We start from the raw sequence: 20,825 nt of genomic DNA on the forward strand, positions 1-20,825 counted from the left end.
TTTTTTTAAACTAAAAGTGTGCAATATCTATGGCTCTTAAACATAATTATATGTTAATATACATTGACATTTATTATGATTTGATTTATCATCTAACAAAATAAATTTGGTAATTAAATATGAAACAGTCAACAGTCAACAGTCAACAGTCAACAGTCAACAGTCAACAGTCAACAGTTCATAAATATTTATATAAATCAATTTTTTGTAGGAAACATCATAAACTCAAAGAAAATTATTTCTTGGGGGTATTGTGATGCTTTTTGATGTTCTTTATAATATTACAATATACCCTATAGAATTTATAATAGAAATATTATTTTATTTGTTTAACAATGTTTTCAAATCAAGTTATGGTGTAAGTTTATTTTTCTTAAGTTTATGTATAAATTTTTTATCACTTCCTTTATATAATGTAGCAGAATCTTGGCAGGCTAAAGAAAGGGCTATTCAAGATAAAATGAAACCAATGATAGATAATATCAAGTCTGTATATAAAGGAGATCAAAGATATCTTTTAATAAGAGCTTGTCAAAGAATTAATGGATATAAAACAATATATGCTTTTCGCGGTACTTTAGGGCTATTAATACAGATACCATTTTTTATGGCAGCTTATAATTTTGTACACAGCCTAACAGGATTGAGCGGTGTAAGTTTCTTATTTATAAAAGATTTATCTAAACCAGATGCTTTAATTCATATAGGTAATATAAGTATCAATTTACTTCCTTTTTTGATGACATTATTTAGTTTATTATCTGGTTTTGTTTATGCTAAAAAATTAAAGTTTAAAGAGAGCTTGCCATTATATATAGTATCATTAATATTTTTAGTTTTATTGTATAATTCGCCATCAGGACTTCTTTTTTATTGGACTATAAATTGTTTGTTTTCTTTTATAAAAAATATAGTAATTGAATATAAACTTTATAATATATTTGTTGTTAATAAATATAAATTGCTAAAAGTTTATAACATATTTTTTATTATTCTTACTTTGTTGATTATATCTTTATCTTTATTATCTAATATAGAGAGAAAAGCATATCTTACAGATTTAAAAAATTATTCTTATTTTAATGGTTTATATACTTGTTCTGCTAGAGTTGCTTATTATAGTAAAATATTTAAAACCAGTGATATATTTGGTATTAAAGGGAATGCAAAGAAAATTCCAGATTTTATATCAGAAATAGTTTTTCCACCATACAACACTATAAATACTATATATGTTTCTATAAAGTCAAAAGATAATATTCAAAATCTTCAAAATACAAATATAGAAATTTACTATAAGTTATATTTGAAAAATTATATAATTAATATATATTTATTATTACTATTGTTATTAATATTATTTAATTCAAGAAAAATATTTAATTTTATTTTTAATGATAATTCTTTAAAATCATTTGTGAAAAATAGAAATAGATTAATGGTCTTAAGCGGATTAATAATTAGTTTATTATCTGGTATATTTATTTTAAGTTCTATTATATCTAGTTCAGTACAAGAATTTAGTAGTCCATTTTATTTGATTATTAATAATTTATCTATAAGTTGTGGAATATTCTTTTTTTATCCAATTTTCATATATTTATTATTTTCAGATAAAGTAAAAAATTATATTACTTTATTTTATATGTTTTCATTCTTTATAATATTTATTAATGTATTTGTAATGGTTGGAGATTATGTTAATATAAATTCAAATTTTTCATTTGAAAATGCTGATTTATTAATTTCAAATTTAAAAGATATTTTATTAAGTATTTTTTATATATTAATTTGTGTATTTTTGTTAGTTGTTCTTTTAAAGAAAAATAAAATTAAATTAATAATGAATGTTTATTATATTATATTTATTGTTCTAGTTTTGTCATCTTTATTTAATATTTTTAATATATCTAAAGAGTATAACAAATTAAAGAATATTAATGCATATAATAATTTATCAAACAATGGAAAGATATTTAATTTATCTAAAAATGGTAATAATATATTTGTATTTATATTGGATAGAGCAGCTTCATTTTATTGGCAAGATGCTTTTGAGCAATTTCCAGAATACAAAGAAAAATTTGATGGATTTGTAGTTTTTACTAATAATGTATCTTATTCTGCTACTACAGTTACAATATCTTCTTTGTATGGCGGATATGATTTTTTACCTTATGAAATGAGTACTAACGGAACATATAATATAACTAATTTTCATAATAGTAGCTTATTTACTATACCATTATCTTTAGAAAAATATAATTATAAGAGTGTAATGCTTGAACCTACTTATGCAAATTTTTCTTGGATTCCTGATCTAAGTATTTTTAATGGTTATTCTAATATAAATGCCTACAATGAGGACAGTTTATTTTCATATAGCGTTAATAAATATTTAGGATTAACAAATGTTAATGTAGAGAATTTTGAATTAGAAGAACAGAAATCTAAGTCCATAAGATTTTCAATATTAAGAATGCTTCCTGTAACTTTAAGATATAATTTTTATGATAATAATAATTGGTTTTTATCTTCTTCAGTTAAAGTATCTTTTGGTTTGTATAAATATGCTATGTTATTATATACTAAAGACTTTGTAAATATAGAAGATACAGGTAATTATTGTAATATAGTACATAGTATGATAACACATAGTCCTTTATATATTAATTCTGATTTTTTACCATATAAAGATCCTAGTGAATTAATAATTAATGATGAAGATTTAATTAGATATAAAGATAATAATAGTGTGGAACATTTTTATGCTAATGTTGCTTCAATGAATTGTATTGTAGAGTTTATAGAATATTTAAAGAAAAATAATTTATATGATAATACTAAAATTATTATTGTTTCAGATCATGCAGATAATTTAAATAATGATAAGTTTAAAGATGATATGAGTTTTGTATCAAAATTTAATGCTTTATTAATGTATAAAGATTTTTATTCTAATGGTAATGTTAAATTAGATGGTGATTTTTCAACTATAGCAGATGTTCCTTATTTAGCAACAAAACATATACCAAATATAACAAATGTATTTAGCTGTAAATTAATAACAAATGATTATAAAAATAAAGGTATTTTTATATTAGATATAAATAGTTCAAGAATAGTGGAACAATATAGTAATAGATATAATTTTGATAGATATTATTATGTAAAAGACAATATATTTGATATAAACAATTGGAAAAAGTTTGAAATTGATTGGAATACTAAAGAATCAAAGGAAATAGAATTAAAATAGTTTGATTTTTATATTAAAATATTATATAATTTATGAAATACTAGTATTTATTTTTGAAGGAATTATTATGGTAGTTACAATACTTGCATTATTTATACTATTACAAAGTAATGCATTTGGATATATAGACCCAGGAACAGGAAGTTTACTTTTCTCAGCATTATTTGGTATAATAGGTACACTTTTCTTTTTATCAAAAGCATTGTTAATAAAATTAAAAACAATTTCTTTTTCTAAGAGCAAGAATATAGAAACAGAAGCTTCAAAAAAGGCAAGAATAATAATTTATGGAGAAGATAAAAGATATTGTAATGTATTTAAACCAATAATAGAAGAGTTAATAAAATTAGAAATACCAGTAATTTATTATAGTTCAAGTGAAGATGACCCAATATTTGAAATAAAGAATGATTTACTTTATACTGAGTTTATAGGTGTTGGGAATAAGGCTTATGCTAAATTAAATTTTATAGAAGCTGATATTTGTTTAATGACAACTCCAAATTTAGATGTGTTTCAATTAAAACGCTCTAAAGGAGTAAAGAAGTATATTCATATAACTCATTCATCAGCTGAAACATCAACTTATTGTTTATATTCATTAGATTTTTTTGATACAGTATTTTTAAATGGTGAACATCAGATAAGAGATATTAGGGAACTAGAAAGAAAACGTAATACTGTTGTAAAAGATTTGTATGTTGTAGGAAGTCCTTATTTAGATGAATTATCAAAATTAAAAAGTACTGTTGTAGAAGAATTGAAAGAAAAATATAAGAATAAAGATAAAAAAACAGTTTTAATAGCTCCGTCTTGGGGAATGAATTGTATTTTTAGAAGATTTGGTGAGAAATTATTAGATAATATTGTCAATTCTGATTATAATGTTATAATTAGACCGCATCCTCAATCTTCAATATCAGATAAAGATGTTCTAGAAAAATTTCAAAATAGATATAAAGATAAAAAAAATGTAGAATGGGATTTTAATAGACTCAATATTTATTCTTTAGCTAGAGCAGATATAATGATATCAGACTTTTCTGGAGTTATATTTGACTATACTTTTTTATTTGAAAAACCTGTGATAATACCAAGTTTTATATTTGATAAAAGAGGTACAGATGCTATAGAAATTGATGAAGAAGTTTGGACATTTGAGACTTTACCAAAAATTAGTTTTAAATTAGATGAAAATAATTTTGTAAATATTGCCAATATAATTGATAATGCTATAGATGATAATACATTAAAAGAAAATATAGTTAAAGCTAAAGAAGAAGCTTATATGTATCAAGGAGAATCAGCAAAAAGATCTGCTGATTATATGAATAATATGCTTATTAATCTTTCAGCACAATAAAAATTATTTAGGATAAATTATGAAAGCTATAATACTCGCCGCTGGTAGGGGTACTAGACTTGCTCCTATGACTTTAATAAAACCTAAACCTTTATTAAAAATTAATGGTAAAACATTACTTGAAAATATGATTAAAATATTAAAAAATAATGGTGTAGATGATATAATTGTTGTTACAGGATACAAACATGAAATGTTTGATGAATACCAAGAAAGATTAGGTTTTAAAAAAGTAGTATACGATGATTATGCTGTTAAAAATAGCAGTGCTTCATTAAAATTAGTTATAGATGAGATAGTAAAAGGTACAATAATATTTAATGGAGATTTATATTTAAGAAATAATTTTTTTGATTATATTAGGTCTGATTTATCACAATTCTTAGCTCAAAAAATTACTGATGGTGTTGTTTCTTGGGGATATATAGTTGATCGTAATTTTAGACTTATAGATATAGATACAAATGCTACAAGCGGTTATGGTGATGGTATTGCTATATTTGATAATGAAAATGATATAGCTGTTCTTAAAGAAGAATTAATGAAAACTTCTGATGATGAATATTGGGAATATTGTATTTTGAGATCTCTTAATAAAATAAATTTTTATGCTTTTAATTATGATGATCTTTATGTAGAAATAGATTCATTTAAAGATGCCTTGTATTATGATTTATTAACACCAAAAGAAATAGCAGAACAGTGTTCTGATGATGGAAATATTGAAAAATTAGCTGGAATTACAAATGTTAATTATAAGATTAGATTTTTAGGTCATGATAAGGTTATTAGGATACCTGGTAAAGGTACAGAAAATATTATTGATAGAAATGCTGAAAGTAGAATATTGTCTTTAATATATGATAAAGATATAGTACCTAAAAGTGATTTTTATGAAAGTGATATAAAGTTAACAGATTTTTTATATGGATATAGGTCTTTAGATTTTGAAGATTTAAAAAATTACGATACTATTTTCCCATTAATTGTTAAACAGATGAAAAAATTACATAGCATAAATCATAATGATCATAAAGATTTTAATGTTATATCAATGGTTAAAGAAATAGAAAATTATGAAAGATTAGTAAATATTAATATAGTAACTAAAATAGAACATAAATTTTTACTTAATTTAGCATATAACATGGATAAAGGAAATCAAGTTTTATGTCATAGAGATTTGCAGCTTCCAAACATAATGTATAATGGTAGTGATATAAAATTTGTCGATTTTGAATATGCCGGATTTAGTTCAATATTATGGGAGATTGGTAATTTTACAGCTGAGCTAGAATTGACTTATGAACAAATATGTAGCTTTATAGAAATATATGAAGATATAACATATGAAGAGGTTATTATAGGTCAATTGATGTCTAATTATATATGGGCTTTGTGGGGTTGGATTTATGATTCTATAGATTTGGGTAGAAATTATTTAAGTAGATTTCATTCAAATATTAATTATCTAATGAAAAATAAAAAATAGTTATAGGAAAAATAATTTATGAATTTTGTAAAGACAAAATATTTATTAGGTCACTTTTTTGCTTTTTTAAGTGTATTTTTTTGGTCTTCTCTTTATGTTTCAACTAAAATATTATTAGAAGAATTCAGTCCTCTTGAACTTTTGGTTTTGCAATTCGTTTTTGGATATTTATTTCTTCTAATAATAAAACCAAAAAGACTTATATTAGAGGATAAAAAAGATGAATTATATTTTGTTCTTTGTGGATTAACAGGAATTACAATATACAATTTATTTTTAAATCTAGCAATAGATTATTCTTTAGCTTCAAATGTAAGTGTTATCATTGCTGCTGCCCCATTATTTACAGGTATATTTTCATTTTTACTAAGAATTGATAAGCCATATATAAATTTCTTTATAGGTTTTATAATTTCTATAGTAGGTATAATAATATTAAGTTTTAATGGTAAAATAGAATTGCAATTAAATCCATTAGGTGATATTATGGCAATAATATCAAGTATGGGATGGGGACTTTATTCTGTATTAATAACAAAAATTACAGAAAGAAATTATGATGTTATTTTATCAACAAGGAAGGTTATATTTTATGGTATTATATTTATGATACCATCATTTTTCTTTTTAGATTTTAGCCCTAATTTTAAATCTTTAACTAAGCCTATTATATTATTTAATATGATTTTTGTAGCTGTTTTTGCATCTGGAATATGTTTTATTATATGGAATAAAGCTACTTCTTTAATTGGTGCTATAAAAACTAATATATATGTTTATTTAACACCTGTAATTACAATCATAGTATCTATTATTGTACTTAAAGAAAAAATAACATTAATAGCTTTATTAGGTATGTTTTTAACATTATTAGGGGTTATTATTTCAGAACTTAGATTAAAAAAGAATATAAAATAATTTTATTTATAAATTAATGAACAGGTATTTTTTAAATAAATAAAGTAAAGCAGTAAACTACCGATAATTTTGATGAACTATTTTATGTATTGCAAGGAGGCATTAAAATTATGGGAGTCAAAAAGTCTTTGTTTTTGTTGCTAGTACTTTTAGCTATGAATAGTATATATGCATTTGCCAATCAAAATATCATCAGAGTACAATTAACAGATGTAAAAGCACCATATACTATTAATATAAAAGGTCCATACAAAGCTTACAATTATAAGTATGAGAGTGAAATTATTTCTGCTCTTACAAATGAAAAAGTAATGGTTGTAGAAAACAGATTAGGTTTAAAAGTTAATGATGTTGGTGTTTATAAAGAAGGTATAGTATTTGAAACACAAGATGGTTTTAATTTGAATGGTGTTGATTATTATGGTTCTTTAATGTTTATTCCATATAATAATACTATGATAGTAGTTAATGAGCTTAATATCGAAGACTATGTAAAAGGAGTACTTCCTCATGAAATGTCTCCAGATTGGCCTATGGAAGCATTAAAAGCACAAGCAGTAGCAGCTAGAACTTATGCTATGTATCATATACTAAAAAATGCTAATAAACTTCCTTTTGATGTTGATAATACTACTAAATATCAAGTTTATAATGGTAAAGAAAAAATGAATTGGTCTGTTGAACAGGCAGTAGACAGAACTAGATATGAAATAGCTGTTTATAAAGGTAAAGTAATAGCTACTTATTTTAGTGCATTATGCGGCGGACATACTGACAGTGCTGAAAATGTATTTGGTGTTGCTGTTCCATATTTAGCTGGTGTTTCTTGTCCTTATTGTAATGCTCAAATAAAACCTTGGACAAATACTTTAACTTATAATGAACTTAATAATGATTTAGCAAGTTATTCTGTACATGCTAGTGAAAAATCATCTATAGGAATAAGTACTGACCCTAAATCAGGTAAAGCTACAAATATAAAAATAGATGAAAGCGATATCACTTCAAGAGATTTCAGAACAACACTTTCTCCTAAAGTAGTTCCATCTCTTAACTTTACTATTAAAAAAGTTGATAACGGTATTATAATCACTGGTAAAGGCAGCGGACATGGTGTAGGTATGTGTCAATGGGGTGCTTATGGTATGGCACAAGTAAAAAAAGATTATAAAGAAATATTAAAGTTCTATTATAATGGTGTTGATATTGTTGATTATAATAGAGTTAATAAAGAATTTGAACCAGATGTTTGGGGAAATTAATTTTTAATAATTAAGAATTTTAAAGGCTTGTATTGATATTTTTCAATGCAAGCCTTTTTATTTGTAAATTATTTTTTTATTAAATTGTATAAGAATTTAAGTGATTTTATATTTTTATCATAAGGCGGATATTTTGTAGTAAGTTCAAAATTATAGCCTTTATTTAATATAGTAGTTTCTTTTGAAAAGCATTTAAAACTATCATAACCATGATACTGTCCTATACCGCTATTTGCTATTCCTCCAAATGGTGCATGAGGATTTAATATTTGACTTATAGTGTCATTAACAGCACAGCAGCCGTAACTTATTTTTTCTATGAAGTAATAATTAAATGCTAAATCTTCTGAAAATATATACATAGCTAAAGGAGTAGAGCATATTTTTTCTATTAGTTCTCTTGCTTCTTCTTTTGTTTTATAATATAGTATTGGGAAAACACTTCCGAATATTTCATCTTTAATTATATTAGTTTCTAAATCTTTTGGTTCTACAAGACTTATTGATATAGATAAATTATTATCATCATATTCTCCGCCATAAATAATTTTTCCATCATTTAAATATGATTTTATTCTTTTATAGTGATTTTCATTTATAATTCTGTGAAGTTTTCTTTCTTTATTGAATACTTCTATTTCTTTACTAAATGCAGTTAAAAATTTTTCTTTTAAATCTTCTCTTAATAATATATAATCTGGAGATATACATGTTTGACCAGAGTTTAAGAATTTTCCCCATATAATTCTTTTTACAGCTTTATTAAAATTATTTCCATTTATATCATCTATAATGACAGGAGATTTTCCTCCAAGTTCTAAAGTTACAGATGTTAAAAATTTAGATGCATTTGACATAATTATTTTTCCAACTCTTGGAGAACCTGTGAAGAAAATTTTATCGTATTCTATTATTGTAGTGCTTTCTGGAGGTACAGTTTTATCTATAACTGCAATATATTCTTCATCAAATGTATTTTTTATTGAATCATATATTACATCATAAACTTTTGGAGTTAATTGAGAAGGTGCTATTATTGCAGTATTTCCTGCACCTATTGCTCCAACAAGAGGAAGAAAAGTTAATTGAACAGGATAATTCCAAGGAGATATTATTAATGATACACCAAAAGGCTTATTTATTACCATAGTTTTAGCATCCATTGTAATCATGTTCTTTTTTACTTTTTTATGATGCATCCATTTCCTTAGATTTTTTATGAATAAATTAATTTCTTCTATAACCATATAGAATTCTGAAGCTATAGCCTCAAATTCACATTTTTGCATATCTTGATATAAAGCATCAATAAAATCTTTTTCATATTTGATGAGCATTGATTTTAATTTTTTTAATTGTTCTATTCTGAAATTATAGCTCATAGTTTTTGAGCTTTTAAAAAATTCTTTTTGTTTATTTCTTAATTCTATTAAATCCATTTTATATATTTCTCCATAATTTGTTTATAATTAATATACAAAAATATTTATAAATTACCATTATTTTTTATGGTTAATATATTGAATTGATTTGCAAAAAATCATAAAAATAATAAAATAAAAATCTCTATATAAAAAAAACTATGTTTGGATTTTGCGTAAATGAAAAATAAAATTACTAATATTTTTAATAAAAAATTTATATTGCTGCTTATTACTCTTGCTATTATTATTGTGGTAATTACTTCCATATTAGTAGCACAAGATATTTCTTTAAAGAAAAAAATAACTTCAAAAAATAAGATGAATTATGGTACCGCACTAGAATTGTATAATAGAGAACAATATTTGGAAGCATATAATCAATTTACCAATATAATGAATAGGGATGAAGATTCAATTATAAAAGATTATATTATATATTATGGTGCTAAAAGTGCTTTAAGTACTAATATGTATAATGAAGCTATAGATTTGTATTCATTATTAATGAAAGAATATATCAATTCCCCATTGTATGCTTATGCTGAACAGTATAAAGCATTAGCAGAGTTTTACAGAGATGATTATCCTGTGAGCAACTTCTTTAATAGCAGGAAACAAAATTGGATTAAAGAATTTGTAGGCATTAGAGCTTTAAGAAATACTGATGATACAAATAAATCTAAAATGATAGCTTATGAACTTATAACTAAATTATCAAATACTGAGGCTATTATTTATTATAATGATAATTATGAAGATGAAATATCATTATTTGATAATGGATTAAAATATAAAGCGGCTTCAGTACTTTATGATGCTGGATTTAGAAAATCAGCATTAAAACATTTTCAATATTTATATTCTAATAATTATAATAAGGGAAATTCAACTTATTATATGGCAAGAATAAATGAAGCGGAAGGAAATAGGGCAGAAGCAGCTAAATTGTACGATGAATATTTATCTAATGCCAATAATAAAACATATAGAAAAATGGGACTTTATTATGCTGCTGGTAATTATGATAAATTAACAAATAATGCAAAAGCAATGGAATTATATAATACATTTTTGAAAGATTACCCAAGAGATGATTATGTTCCAAGAATATATAATAATTTTGTTAACACAAGTTTAAATAAAAATAATTTAGTTCAGGCAAAAGTTTATTTAACTAATGTTATCAATAAATTTCCAAATAGCTGGCAAACTGAATTGGCATTAAAATCATATTTAAGAAAAGCATTTAAATTAAAAAATAAAACTGAAACTTATTTTGCAACTTCAGCATTAGAGAAAAGATATACAAAATTCAGACATGATTTTCCATTGTCTTGGAGTATGTGGAGTGCATCAGAATTTGGAGATACTGAAAAAAGAGATGAATATTTAATGAAAATACTTCTTACAAGTAAAAATCATTATTTTGTTAATGGTGCTTTGAGCTTAGCTAATGATGAAATGATAAAAAATGTTGAAATCAGCAATACTTATTATTTTGATGAAGCTAAAAAATATTATACTGATTCAAACTATACTAAGTCTATGGAAATGCTAGATAAGATTCAATTTTTAAATTATATTGCTACTGGAAAAGAAGATGATTTAATGAAATCTGCTAGAGATATGGCTAAAAATATTCTTATGCAAAATGAATTTGTAAAAGAGTTATATTCTGGTAAAAGTGATTATGATTTATTTAATGAATTATCATTGCAAACTACCAATGAAGTTGATAGATCAATACTCTTATATTATTATGGTGATTATGATAATGCATATACAGAATATGATAAAATATTTAAGAAAGCAGAAGAAGTAAATTATCCATTATTTTATTTTGCTGAAAAGATTTTTAAAGATTCAGGAAATACAAAAAGACTTATGCAGATATCGGTTAATATAGGAAAGTATTTTGATTATCCTTATACTTATAATACAGATTTGCTTCCAGATGAATTTAGAAAAAAAGTTTATCCAAGATATTTTGATGAATATGTTGTACCAGAGGCAAAGCATTATAAAATAGAGCCTTCTTTTATATATGCTATAATGCGTGAAGAAAGTACATTTGATCCAAAAGCTAAATCTTGGGTTGGAGCGATGGGACTTATGCAGTTAATGCCTGCAACAGCTGAGGAACAAAATAGGAATCCTAGATATAGATACGATCCTTTAAATTTAACAGATCCAAAACAAAATATTAATATAGGTATTGGACATATAAGCTGGTTATTTAGAAATGAAAATGCAAGCAATTATATAATAGTAGCAGCAAGTTATAATGCAGGTTCAGGAAGAGGAAGAAGGTGGAAATCTGAATACGGCACTAATAATATGTATCGTACAGGAAGATTCATTGATATTGAAGAAACTGAATATTATGTAGAGAAAGTTATCAATAGTTATGAACATTACAAAAAATATTATAAAGATTAATAATTTTATAAACATATTTGAAATATACTGAAAATTTTGGATACGCTTCGCGAAGGGCTATATTTTAGCTTAAATTAATAATCTATCTTACATGTAAAACAATTTTAGTATGATTTAGTACTAATTTCATAATTGCACTTTCGCGAAGCGTATCCGAGCTTGCCGAGGATATAAGGTTCTTTTTGCGGCGGGAAAAAGAACAACAAAAAAATTGACAAACTTAAAATTTTCAGTATATAATCGAAATGTAAAATTTATTTGCAAAAAATCAAAAAAATAATAAAATAATGCTTACTATATAAAAAACTATTTTTTGGATTTTGCGTAAATGAAAAATAAAATAGCTGCTATTATTAATAAAAGAGTTTTACTGTTTGCTCTTTGCTTTGAAATCATTGTTATAATAATGACTTCAATGCTAGGTGCTCAGGACATTTCATTAAAGAAGAATATAATATCAAAAAGTAAAATAAATTATGGTACTGCATTAGAATTATATAACAGAGAGAAATATTTAGAAGCATATAATCAATTTACAAATATAATGAATACAGAAGAAAATATGCTTATTAATGATTATGTTATTTATTATGGAGCTAAAAGTGCATTATATACTAATATGTACGATGAAGCTATAAATTTATATTCATTATTAATGAAAGAATATCCGCGTTCATCATTATATCCTTATGCTGAACAGTATAAAGCATTGGCAGAGTTTTACAGAGATGATTATCCTATCAGTAATTTTTTTAATAGCAAGAAGCAAAAATGGATTAAGGAATTTGTAGGTATTAGGGCTTTAAGAAATACTGATGATACTAATAAAGCTAAAATGATAGCTTATGAACTTTTAACTAAATTTGGGAATAGGGAAGCTATTATATATTATAATAATAATTACAGCGAAGATATAGTTTCATTTAATAATGATTTAAAATACAAAGTAGCAGCAGCACTTTATGATTCTGGATATAGAAAAGCTTCATTACCTCATTTCAAATACTTATATGATCATAATTCACATAAAGCTACTTCCATATATTATATGGCTAGAATCAAGCAATTATCAGGAGATAGGAAAGAAGCATCAATATTATTTAATGAATATTTATCCAATCCTAACAATAAAGCACATAGAAGATTAGGACTTTATTATTCTGCGGATAATTACAGTAAATTAAAAAATTATAATAAATCGATGGAATTATATAATACTTTTTTGAAAGAGTATCCAAGAGATGATTATGTTCCTAGAATATATAATAGCTTTGTTAATATTAGCTTGAATAGAAATAATTTAGTTCAGGCAAAAGTATATTTAACTAATGTTATGAAAAGATTTCCTAAGAGCTGGCAAACTGAATTAGCATTAAAATCATATTTAAGAAAAGCATTTAAATTAAATAATAAAACAGAAACATATTTTGCAACAAAAGCATTAGAGGCTAGATATCCAAAATTCAGACATGATTTTGCATTATCTTGGAATATGTGGACTGCTTCAGAATTTGGAGATACAGAAAAGAGAGATGAATATATAATGAAAAGTTTGCTTACTAGTAAAAGTCATTATTTTGTAAAAGGTGCTTTAAGTTTAGCTAGTGATGAAATGATTCATAATGTTGAGATTAGCAATGCATATTATTTAGATGAAGCTAAAAAATATTATGCTGATTCAAATTATACTAAGTCTATGCAAATGCTTGATAAGATACAATTCTTAAATTATATTGCTACTGGAAAAGAAGATGATCTTATGAAAGAAAGCAGAAAGTTAGCTAAAACTATACTTATGAGAAATAGATTTGTTAAAGATATGTATTCCAATAGAAATGAGAATGATTTGTTTAATGAATTATCTTTACAGACTAGAAGAGAAGTAAATAAGGCTATAGTACTTTATTATTATGGCGATTACGATAATGCATACACAGAATTTGATAAAGTATTTAAAAAAACACAAGTAACATATCCGCTGTATTATTTCGCTGAGAAAATATTTACAGATTCAGGCAGAACTAAAAGACTTATGCAAATATCAGCTAATATAGGTAAATATTTTGGATATCCTTATAACGAAAATACAGATTTGCTTCCAGATGAACTTAGAAAGAAAGTTTATCCAAGGTATTTTGATAAGTATGTTGTACCGGAAGCTAAATATTATAAAATAGAACCAGCATTTGTATATGCTATAATGCGTGAGGAAAGTTTATTTGATATAAAAGCTAAGTCTTGGGTTGGAGCTATGGGACTTATGCAGTTAATGCCTACAACAGCAGCAGCTGAAAATAAAAAATCTAGGTATAGATATGCTCCTTTAGATTTAACAGACCCTAAGCAGAATATTAATTTAGGTATTTCTCATCTAGGTTGGTTATTCAGCAGTCAAAAGGCAAGTAATTATATATTAGTAGCAGCAAGTTATAATGCAGGTTCAGGAAGAGGAAGAAGGTGGAAATCTGAATACGGAACTAATAATATGTATCGTACAGGAAGATTTATTGATATTGAGGAAACTGAATACTATGTAGAACGCGTTATTAAAAGCTATGAGTTCTATAGTAAGTATTATAAGGATTAAAATATATATTGAAAATTTTTAAGTAGATATAATTATTTATTTTAGTTAATTTAAAAAATAACAGGGTATTAGATTTTTCTAATACCCTGCTTTGTATATGGGATGGAAAGTAAATCAATCATCAAATTTTTGTCCTATCAGCTGACCGTTAGAAGATATATAAAGCTCCATCATATTGTTAAGCTTTACTTCATAAGTTCCCCATTTCTTTTCAGCACTAATAACAACTGTTTGAGGATATGTGTTCTGTATTGTTTTTGCCACATTGGGTGGAAAAACATTAAGCGGTATTCCTATATACTCGGCTTCTATTTCTTTCCAATCGCCGTTACGTAGAAATTCTATTTTAATACCATTGGAAAGTTCTACCTCATATTTACCATCATCTAATTCCACATACCATATCTGTGCATCTGGAAATGCTCCTGATATGAATTGTTTTGCTCTATCAGGCAATGATTCAGGAGGAATAATTCTGTCAGCCAATAAAGTACTAGAGGTGAATATGATAATTGCTAATACGATCTTCATCATTTTCATACAGCACCTCCCTCGTTTTTAAGTATAGTATATCATATTTTTTATTTCATGTCAATATTTTTTACAAATATTTTACTTCTTATTTACAACAGAATATTAATTGAAAAATATTTTAATAAAAGTTGATAAAATAATAGCCCTAATGTATAAAAATTTACATTAGAGCTATTATTAATAATCTTTTATATGCTATTATGAATTTCTTTTTATATATAAAGCTGAATTTATTATTGATATTATTATGAATATAATCCAACAAATAACAGTACTATATAAATATTTCATTGAAGGTTTAAATTCAAATACTATATTATTGTCGCCCGCTTCAACATAAACACCTCTGAATAATAAGTTGGCATTTAATAACTCTTTTTTTTCTCCATTTACTGTAACTTGCCAATCATTATTATAACGCTCTTTTGATACAAGTATTCCAGCATCAGGTGTTTTTACATTGAATACTATTTTATTGTCAGTTTCTTCTAATAATTCAACACTATGAATAGCATTATTGTTATTTAAAGTTATATTTTTATTTGAATTATTTAACAATACAACTTCATTTGCCAAGTTAAAATTAGGCATACTAATTCTTCCAAGCCCGTCATTGAAATCAACAGCATTATAGGCATTGTTTACAAATTCATATTTATTTCTATAACCCTTTAATTCATATAAAACTGCAGCAGAGAATTGATCTTGATATTCTGTTATTTTTGTTAAATCATTTGATAGAATAGACTGATCTAAATATGTAGGACTTAAAATGTATCTTACTCCAAGCAAATCCATTAGTCTAGGCTGATACCCTACATAATCATTTATTCTAAATCTCATAAAAGTATCGGTTATATCTTTTGATAATCTGCTTGCTGCAGGAGGTTCTGTTAAAGGTATATTATAATAAGGCATTGTATGTGTTGTATATCTATATAGATAAGGAATCAATATAGGCATTGTTGTTTTATTGCCTTCTTCTTTTAATATATGATCAACTATAGGAGTAGAATTGTACATTTGATTAATATTAGATTTAACTATAAACATATTTCCGCTTTGTGTTAAATCCAAAAATAATACTGCCATAAACATATATGGTAAGTATTTATAAAATAATTTTTCTTTATTAGCAATTATTATATATAAAAATACTATAATACTTCCAATAACAAGGAAACCAATATGTCCTAAATCATACATAGAGAATAATATAAATCCTATAAATGGAACTACTACAGCAAATTTATCTTTTATAGTTATATCCTTTAATGAAATGGCACTATTCATTAAAAGCAGTACAGTAGATGACATTAACATTAATCTTACAAAAGACATTGATATATTTTTTGCTATTATTGCAGCATTTTGCTCTTTCCAGTCAGCAATAAAGTTATTATATATAACACCATTAGCTATTATTGTAATTAATGCTAATACAACAGAGGCTATAGCTATAATATACATTATTTTTTGAGCTATATTTATATACTTATAATCATCTTCTAAATATTTTAATAATTTATCTTCTTTTTTAGCTTCTATTGCTTTAAATATATAATCTGCAGCAAATGAAGATAGTATAGCAAAAGGTATAGGTATAATTTCTATAAATTTATTTGGGTTTCTTGCATCTCTGAATATTGGAATTTGAAACAATGCTCCATATATAACAGGGAAATATCTTCCGAAACTTGCTATCAAAAAGAATAGGGCAGTACCTATCCAGAAATATTTTTCATTGTATTTTTTTCTGCTTATAAAAATAGCAAATATTATAAATAGGAAAGTTATATAACCAATATTGGCAGAAGTTAAAGAGAAATTTGAAGTTTTAGGCTCTCCAGGCATATTAGCTATTCTTCCCCAATAAGGGTGAGTTTCGCTTCCAGAATAATAACCAAAGAAGCCAGGTATAAAAAATCCTAATACTTCCTCAGGAGGATATGACCATCTTGTAGCCCATTCCCATAATTGTTTTTTATCTTCAACTCCAGCAGCTCCCATATCTTGAGTATTTTTTGTAACCATTATTATTTGTATAGACATTAAAAAAGAAAATACTGCTACTAAAGCAAATTTTACACATAAAAGAATTATTTTTTTAATATCTGTCTTTATAAAGTCAATTATTTTTTTGTCATTCTTTTTATTATAAAGCAAATATAAGAAGTAACATGATAAGAATAAAGCAAAGTACATAGCCACGTCCAATGCACCGCCTAGAAATGCTACTCCTAAAAAAGCTCCAGTAAAGAAGAAATGAATCCATTTTTCAGTATTCATAGCTTTAGATAAGAAATACAAAACAAAAGGAAAATAACAATAAGTTTCAAATTTACCTAAGTGTCCAGGAAGTATAAGAGTTATTATGGCATTAGAAAACATCAAAGCAATTGCACCAAACATAGATGCTTTTATTGATAATTTCTTTTCTCTCAAAAATAAAAATAGTCCGTATCCCATTACAGCTATATGAAATATTATACTCATTTGCGGATATATTTCATTAGGAAATAATGCTATTAGTAATGCTTTAGGGTGAATAGGAACTGTTGAAGATGATGCTATTGTGAAATAGGCATTATTCCAAAAATATAAATTACCGCTGAATATTGCATCTTTAATATTTTTTATATCCCAAAGAATAACATCACCCATTTGAAGGTATGAGAATGTTAAATTACTGTAGAAAAACAGTATGGAAAGCAATATAAATATAACAGGGTATATAATTTCTTTTTTTAGTGATTTCATTATTTATTATTCCTTATTTGATTAAAGTAAGTTAATAATTTTTATTATGATAAAAAATTAGATATTAAATAATATATAAAAGATGCTGTATTGTCAAGGAGTTTTGTATTAAAATATTTTAATGATTAATATGTATTAATAAAATAAAAAGGTATTAACTCAAAATTAAGCTAATACCTTTTTATATTTTTTATTAATTATCCTATTATATTTTGTCCAAAATATCCCCAATCAGACCATCTTTTATCTTTTATGTCTATAGTAGTGTCTATATCGTTTTCTGTCATAATAGGTAATTTAGTCCAATCGGGTATATTATGATTATTTGCTATAAACTCTGAAATTTTTAGTCTATATTCTATTGTACAATTATTTATTCCATCTAAAAAGTATATTTTATTTTGTTCTTCAACTGTTTTTACAAGACAATATATTTTTACTTTTAATCCTGATGGAGAATCTGGATCGCCTATATCATATAAGTATGTAGGATCATCTTCATAATAGTATATTGATGTATTCGCATCTAAACATTTATGGAATAAATATTCTTTTACAGTAGTGCCATTATTAATTATATTTCCTTCAGAATCGAAATAATAATTCATTTTTGTAATTTTTTGATTTGATACTTTATCTTTCCATTCTTTATCTTTTTTCTCTTGATCTAGAATTTCAGTTTCACCTGAATTTCCTTCTTCTACAGAATTGTTTCCATCTTGCTCTGAATTACCATTATTATAATTTGGACCTGTTTTTCCAGCATTATAACATGATATACTTAATATTAATATAAATAGAAAAATAAATATTTTTTCATTGTTTTTATCCTTTAACATATTTAAATAATTTTAGTATAAATCTAGTAAATAATTTTAAAAAAACAATTATTTTTTATACAGAATTGGTTTTTTATGTAGATAATAAGTACTTTATAGTGAAATAAAAAATAATTTTTATATATATTACTAAATATAGTATTGTAAAAAATAATATATGTACTATAATAATGGAAATATTATTGTACTTTAAATATTAAAGGAGCGTTTTATTTATGAGGGATAAAACTTTTTTGATGATACCAGGACCCACACCAGTACCAGAATCAGCATTGATAGAAATGGCTAAACACCCAATGGCACATAGAAGTAAAGAATTTTCAAATATATTAAAAGAAGTTTATGAAGATTTAAAATATGTGTTTCAAACTAAGAATGATGTATTTTTATTTACAGCAAGCGGAACAGGTGCAATGTGTTCTGCTTTAGAAAACCTTATTAATGAAGGCGATAAAGTATTATGCTTATCTATTGGAAATTTTGGTGCAAGATGGGCTAAAATTGCAGCAAGCAGAGGAGCAGCAGTTACAAAGCTAGAAGTTGATCCGGGACAGATTATAAAACCTGAAATGCTTGAAGAAGCTTTGAATAAAGATAAAGATATAAAAATCGTAACTCTAACTCATAGTGAAACTTCAACTGGTGCTGCTAATGATATTAAAACATTATGTTCTATAATAAAAAAACATGGTGCTTTATCTGTTGTAGACGGTATAACAAGTTTATGTGCTATGGAGTTTAAAACAGATGAATGGGGTATTGATGTTGCAGTGTCTGGTTCTCAAAAAGGATTCATGATAGCTCCGGGATTATCTTTTTTAACAGCAAGCGAAGAAGCTTTTAAAATGCATGAAAAATGTAAATATCCAAGTTTTTATTTTAATTGGACAGAACATAAAAAATCTAATGTTAAAGATACAACTCCTTTTACTCCTGCAGTTAGTTTAATCACTTCTTTGCACACTTCTTTAAAAATGATAAAAGAAGAAGGTATTGAAAATGTTAATGCAAGACATAAAAAACTTGCTTTATCATTAAGAAAAGCAATCAGAGCAATTGGATTAAAATTACTTGTTGAAGATGATAATAATGCAAGCCATGCAATAACTTCAATACTTCCTCCAGACGGAATAAGTGTTCCAGATATAAGAAAGACTTTGAAAGAAGATTATGATATAATAGTAGCGAATGGTCAGGGTGCTTTAGAAAATAAAATATTTAGAATTGGTACTTTAGGATTCGTTTGTGAACGTGATTTAATAATGGCAGTTGGAGCTTTGGAAGCAAGTCTTTTGAAGTTGGGATATAAATTTGAATTAGGAATAGGAGTAAAAACATTAATTGAAGAATTAAATAAATAAAATATATATGTAAACAATTATATTTTGTTTTTATATTTTGACTTTGCAAAAAAACAATAAAAAATTGATAGAACGTAAAATTTTTATTAGATTATAAATTAAAAAATTGTATATAGATATTCTAATATAATAGAAAAATTATATTAGAATATTTTATTTTTATAATAATTTTTTATTAGTAATAAAAGCTAGAAAAACACCTATAATTTATTATTGGAGAATTCAGATGCTTTTTTGAGTATAACAATAATAAAAAAGAAAAAGCCATCGATATTCGTCTAAGGCTGACAAAGTCATTATCGAGGAGCTTATATGATTTTTCGAGTATAGCAACAATAAGCGAGCCTAAGCCGTCCAACAGGGATATAATATACAAATAAATTTATTTATTTGCTTATTGTAGGCGTACCAATTAGGCACCTTATAGGTGGGCGAGCATAACGATAATAAAACGAGAAAAATCTTCCTCAATAATTTATTATCGATGAACTTATAGGCTTTTTCGAACATAGCAACAAAAGAAGTGAGAAAAATCCTCCTCGATAATTTAATTATCGAGGAGCTTATAGGATTTTTCGAACATAGCA

12 protein-coding genes are annotated in these 20,825 nt (G+C 25.0%); 8 read left to right on the forward strand and 4 right to left on the reverse strand.

Annotated features, from left to right (window positions below):
- Positions 1–256 precede the first annotated feature (256 nt).
- From R4K56_RS08905 to R4K56_RS08925, 5 genes are all read left to right on the forward strand, one after another.
- Positions 257–3,259: a YidC/Oxa1 family membrane protein insertase gene (locus R4K56_RS08905; RefSeq protein ID WP_335772395.1), complete on the forward strand. Its 3,003-nt coding sequence runs from the start codon at positions 257–259 to the stop codon at positions 3,257–3,259.
- Between the two features lie 67 nt (positions 3,260–3,326).
- Positions 3,327–4,622 carry a CDP-glycerol glycerophosphotransferase family protein gene (locus tag R4K56_RS08910; protein ID WP_335759949.1) on the forward strand — a complete coding sequence of 432 codons (1,296 nt, stop codon included), beginning with the start codon at positions 3,327–3,329 and terminating at the stop codon, positions 4,620–4,622.
- A 19-nt stretch (positions 4,623–4,641) separates the two neighbouring features.
- On the forward strand, positions 4,642–6,114 hold the full coding sequence (locus R4K56_RS08915; protein ID WP_335772394.1) for a sugar phosphate nucleotidyltransferase: 1,473 nt from the start codon (positions 4,642–4,644) through the stop codon (positions 6,112–6,114).
- A gap of 18 nt (positions 6,115–6,132) precedes the next feature.
- Complete coding sequence (locus R4K56_RS08920) at positions 6,133–7,032, forward strand: DMT family transporter (RefSeq protein WP_335759951.1); 900 nt, start codon at positions 6,133–6,135, stop codon at positions 7,030–7,032.
- 155 nt (positions 7,033–7,187) lie between these two features.
- The gene (locus R4K56_RS08925; RefSeq protein ID WP_335769773.1) at positions 7,188–8,294 is read left to right on the forward strand and encodes a SpoIID/LytB domain-containing protein; all 1,107 of its coding nucleotides are present in this window, start codon (positions 7,188–7,190) and stop codon (positions 8,292–8,294) included.
- Between the two features lie 68 nt (positions 8,295–8,362).
- Here R4K56_RS08925 and R4K56_RS08930 read toward each other — a convergent pair whose 3' ends face one another.
- Positions 8,363–9,733 (reverse strand): aldehyde dehydrogenase family protein, encoded by a 1,371-nt coding sequence (locus tag R4K56_RS08930; protein WP_335772393.1) that lies wholly within the window; start codon positions 9,731–9,733, stop codon positions 8,363–8,365.
- Between the two features lie 162 nt (positions 9,734–9,895).
- Here R4K56_RS08930 and R4K56_RS08935 point away from each other — a divergent pair, with 162 nt between their 5' ends.
- A complete protein-coding gene (locus R4K56_RS08935; RefSeq protein ID WP_335772392.1) occupies positions 9,896–12,157 on the forward strand; it encodes a lytic transglycosylase domain-containing protein in 2,262 nt (753 codons plus the stop codon).
- Between the two features lie 328 nt (positions 12,158–12,485).
- Positions 12,486–14,744, forward strand: a complete 2,259-nt coding sequence (locus tag R4K56_RS08940) for a lytic transglycosylase domain-containing protein (protein WP_335772391.1) — start codon at positions 12,486–12,488, stop codon at positions 14,742–14,744.
- A 114-nt stretch (positions 14,745–14,858) separates the two neighbouring features.
- On the opposite strand, the gene R4K56_RS08945 is transcribed toward R4K56_RS08940, so the two are convergent.
- The 3 genes from R4K56_RS08945 to R4K56_RS08955 all read right to left on the reverse strand — a co-directional run bounded on the left by R4K56_RS08945 (position 14,859) and on the right by R4K56_RS08955 (position 18,877).
- Complete coding sequence (locus R4K56_RS08945; RefSeq protein ID WP_335756873.1) at positions 14,859–15,284, reverse strand: PepSY-like domain-containing protein; 426 nt, start codon at positions 15,282–15,284, stop codon at positions 14,859–14,861.
- Positions 15,285–15,476: 192 nt separating this feature from the next.
- A complete protein-coding gene (locus R4K56_RS08950; protein ID WP_335772390.1) occupies positions 15,477–18,038 on the reverse strand; it encodes a hypothetical protein in 2,562 nt (853 codons plus the stop codon).
- 197 nt (positions 18,039–18,235) lie between these two features.
- Positions 18,236–18,877: a hypothetical protein gene (locus R4K56_RS08955; protein ID WP_335772389.1), complete on the reverse strand. Its 642-nt coding sequence runs from the start codon at positions 18,875–18,877 to the stop codon at positions 18,236–18,238.
- A 215-nt stretch (positions 18,878–19,092) separates the two neighbouring features.
- Between R4K56_RS08955 and R4K56_RS08960 the strand changes: the two genes are divergently transcribed.
- Positions 19,093–20,238: a pyridoxal-phosphate-dependent aminotransferase family protein gene (locus R4K56_RS08960; protein ID WP_335772388.1), complete on the forward strand. Its 1,146-nt coding sequence runs from the start codon at positions 19,093–19,095 to the stop codon at positions 20,236–20,238.
- The last annotated feature ends 587 nt before the right edge of the window (positions 20,239–20,825 follow it).

It is taken from the genome of Brachyspira pulli, from assembly GCF_036997785.1.
Classification (GTDB): Bacteria; Spirochaetota; Brachyspiria; order Brachyspirales; family Brachyspiraceae; genus Brachyspira; species Brachyspira pulli.

Coding starts and splice junctions, on each gene's coding strand:
- R4K56_RS08930 (WP_335772393.1), bottom strand. CDS start 9,733: ATGGATTTAATAGAATTAAGAAATAAACAAAAAGAATTTTTTAAAAGC.
- R4K56_RS08950 (WP_335772390.1), bottom strand. CDS start 18,038: ATGAAATCACTAAAAAAAGAAATTATATACCCTGTTATATTTATATTG.
- R4K56_RS08925 (WP_335769773.1), top strand. CDS start 7,188: ATGAATAGTATATATGCATTTGCCAATCAAAATATCATCAGAGTACAA.
- R4K56_RS08940 (WP_335772391.1), top strand. CDS start 12,486: ATGAAAAATAAAATAGCTGCTATTATTAATAAAAGAGTTTTACTGTTT.
- R4K56_RS08915 (WP_335772394.1), top strand. CDS start 4,642: ATGAAAGCTATAATACTCGCCGCTGGTAGGGGTACTAGACTTGCTCCT.
- R4K56_RS08960 (WP_335772388.1), top strand. CDS start 19,093: ATGAGGGATAAAACTTTTTTGATGATACCAGGACCCACACCAGTACCA.
- R4K56_RS08905 (WP_335772395.1), top strand. CDS start 257: ATGCTTTTTGATGTTCTTTATAATATTACAATATACCCTATAGAATTT.
- R4K56_RS08910 (WP_335759949.1), top strand. CDS start 3,327: ATGGTAGTTACAATACTTGCATTATTTATACTATTACAAAGTAATGCA.
- R4K56_RS08945 (WP_335756873.1), bottom strand. CDS start 15,284: ATGAAAATGATGAAGATCGTATTAGCAATTATCATATTCACCTCTAGT.
- R4K56_RS08955 (WP_335772389.1), bottom strand. CDS start 18,877: ATGTTAAAGGATAAAAACAATGAAAAAATATTTATTTTTCTATTTATA.
- R4K56_RS08935 (WP_335772392.1), top strand. CDS start 9,896: ATGAAAAATAAAATTACTAATATTTTTAATAAAAAATTTATATTGCTG.
- R4K56_RS08920 (WP_335759951.1), top strand. CDS start 6,133: ATGAATTTTGTAAAGACAAAATATTTATTAGGTCACTTTTTTGCTTTT.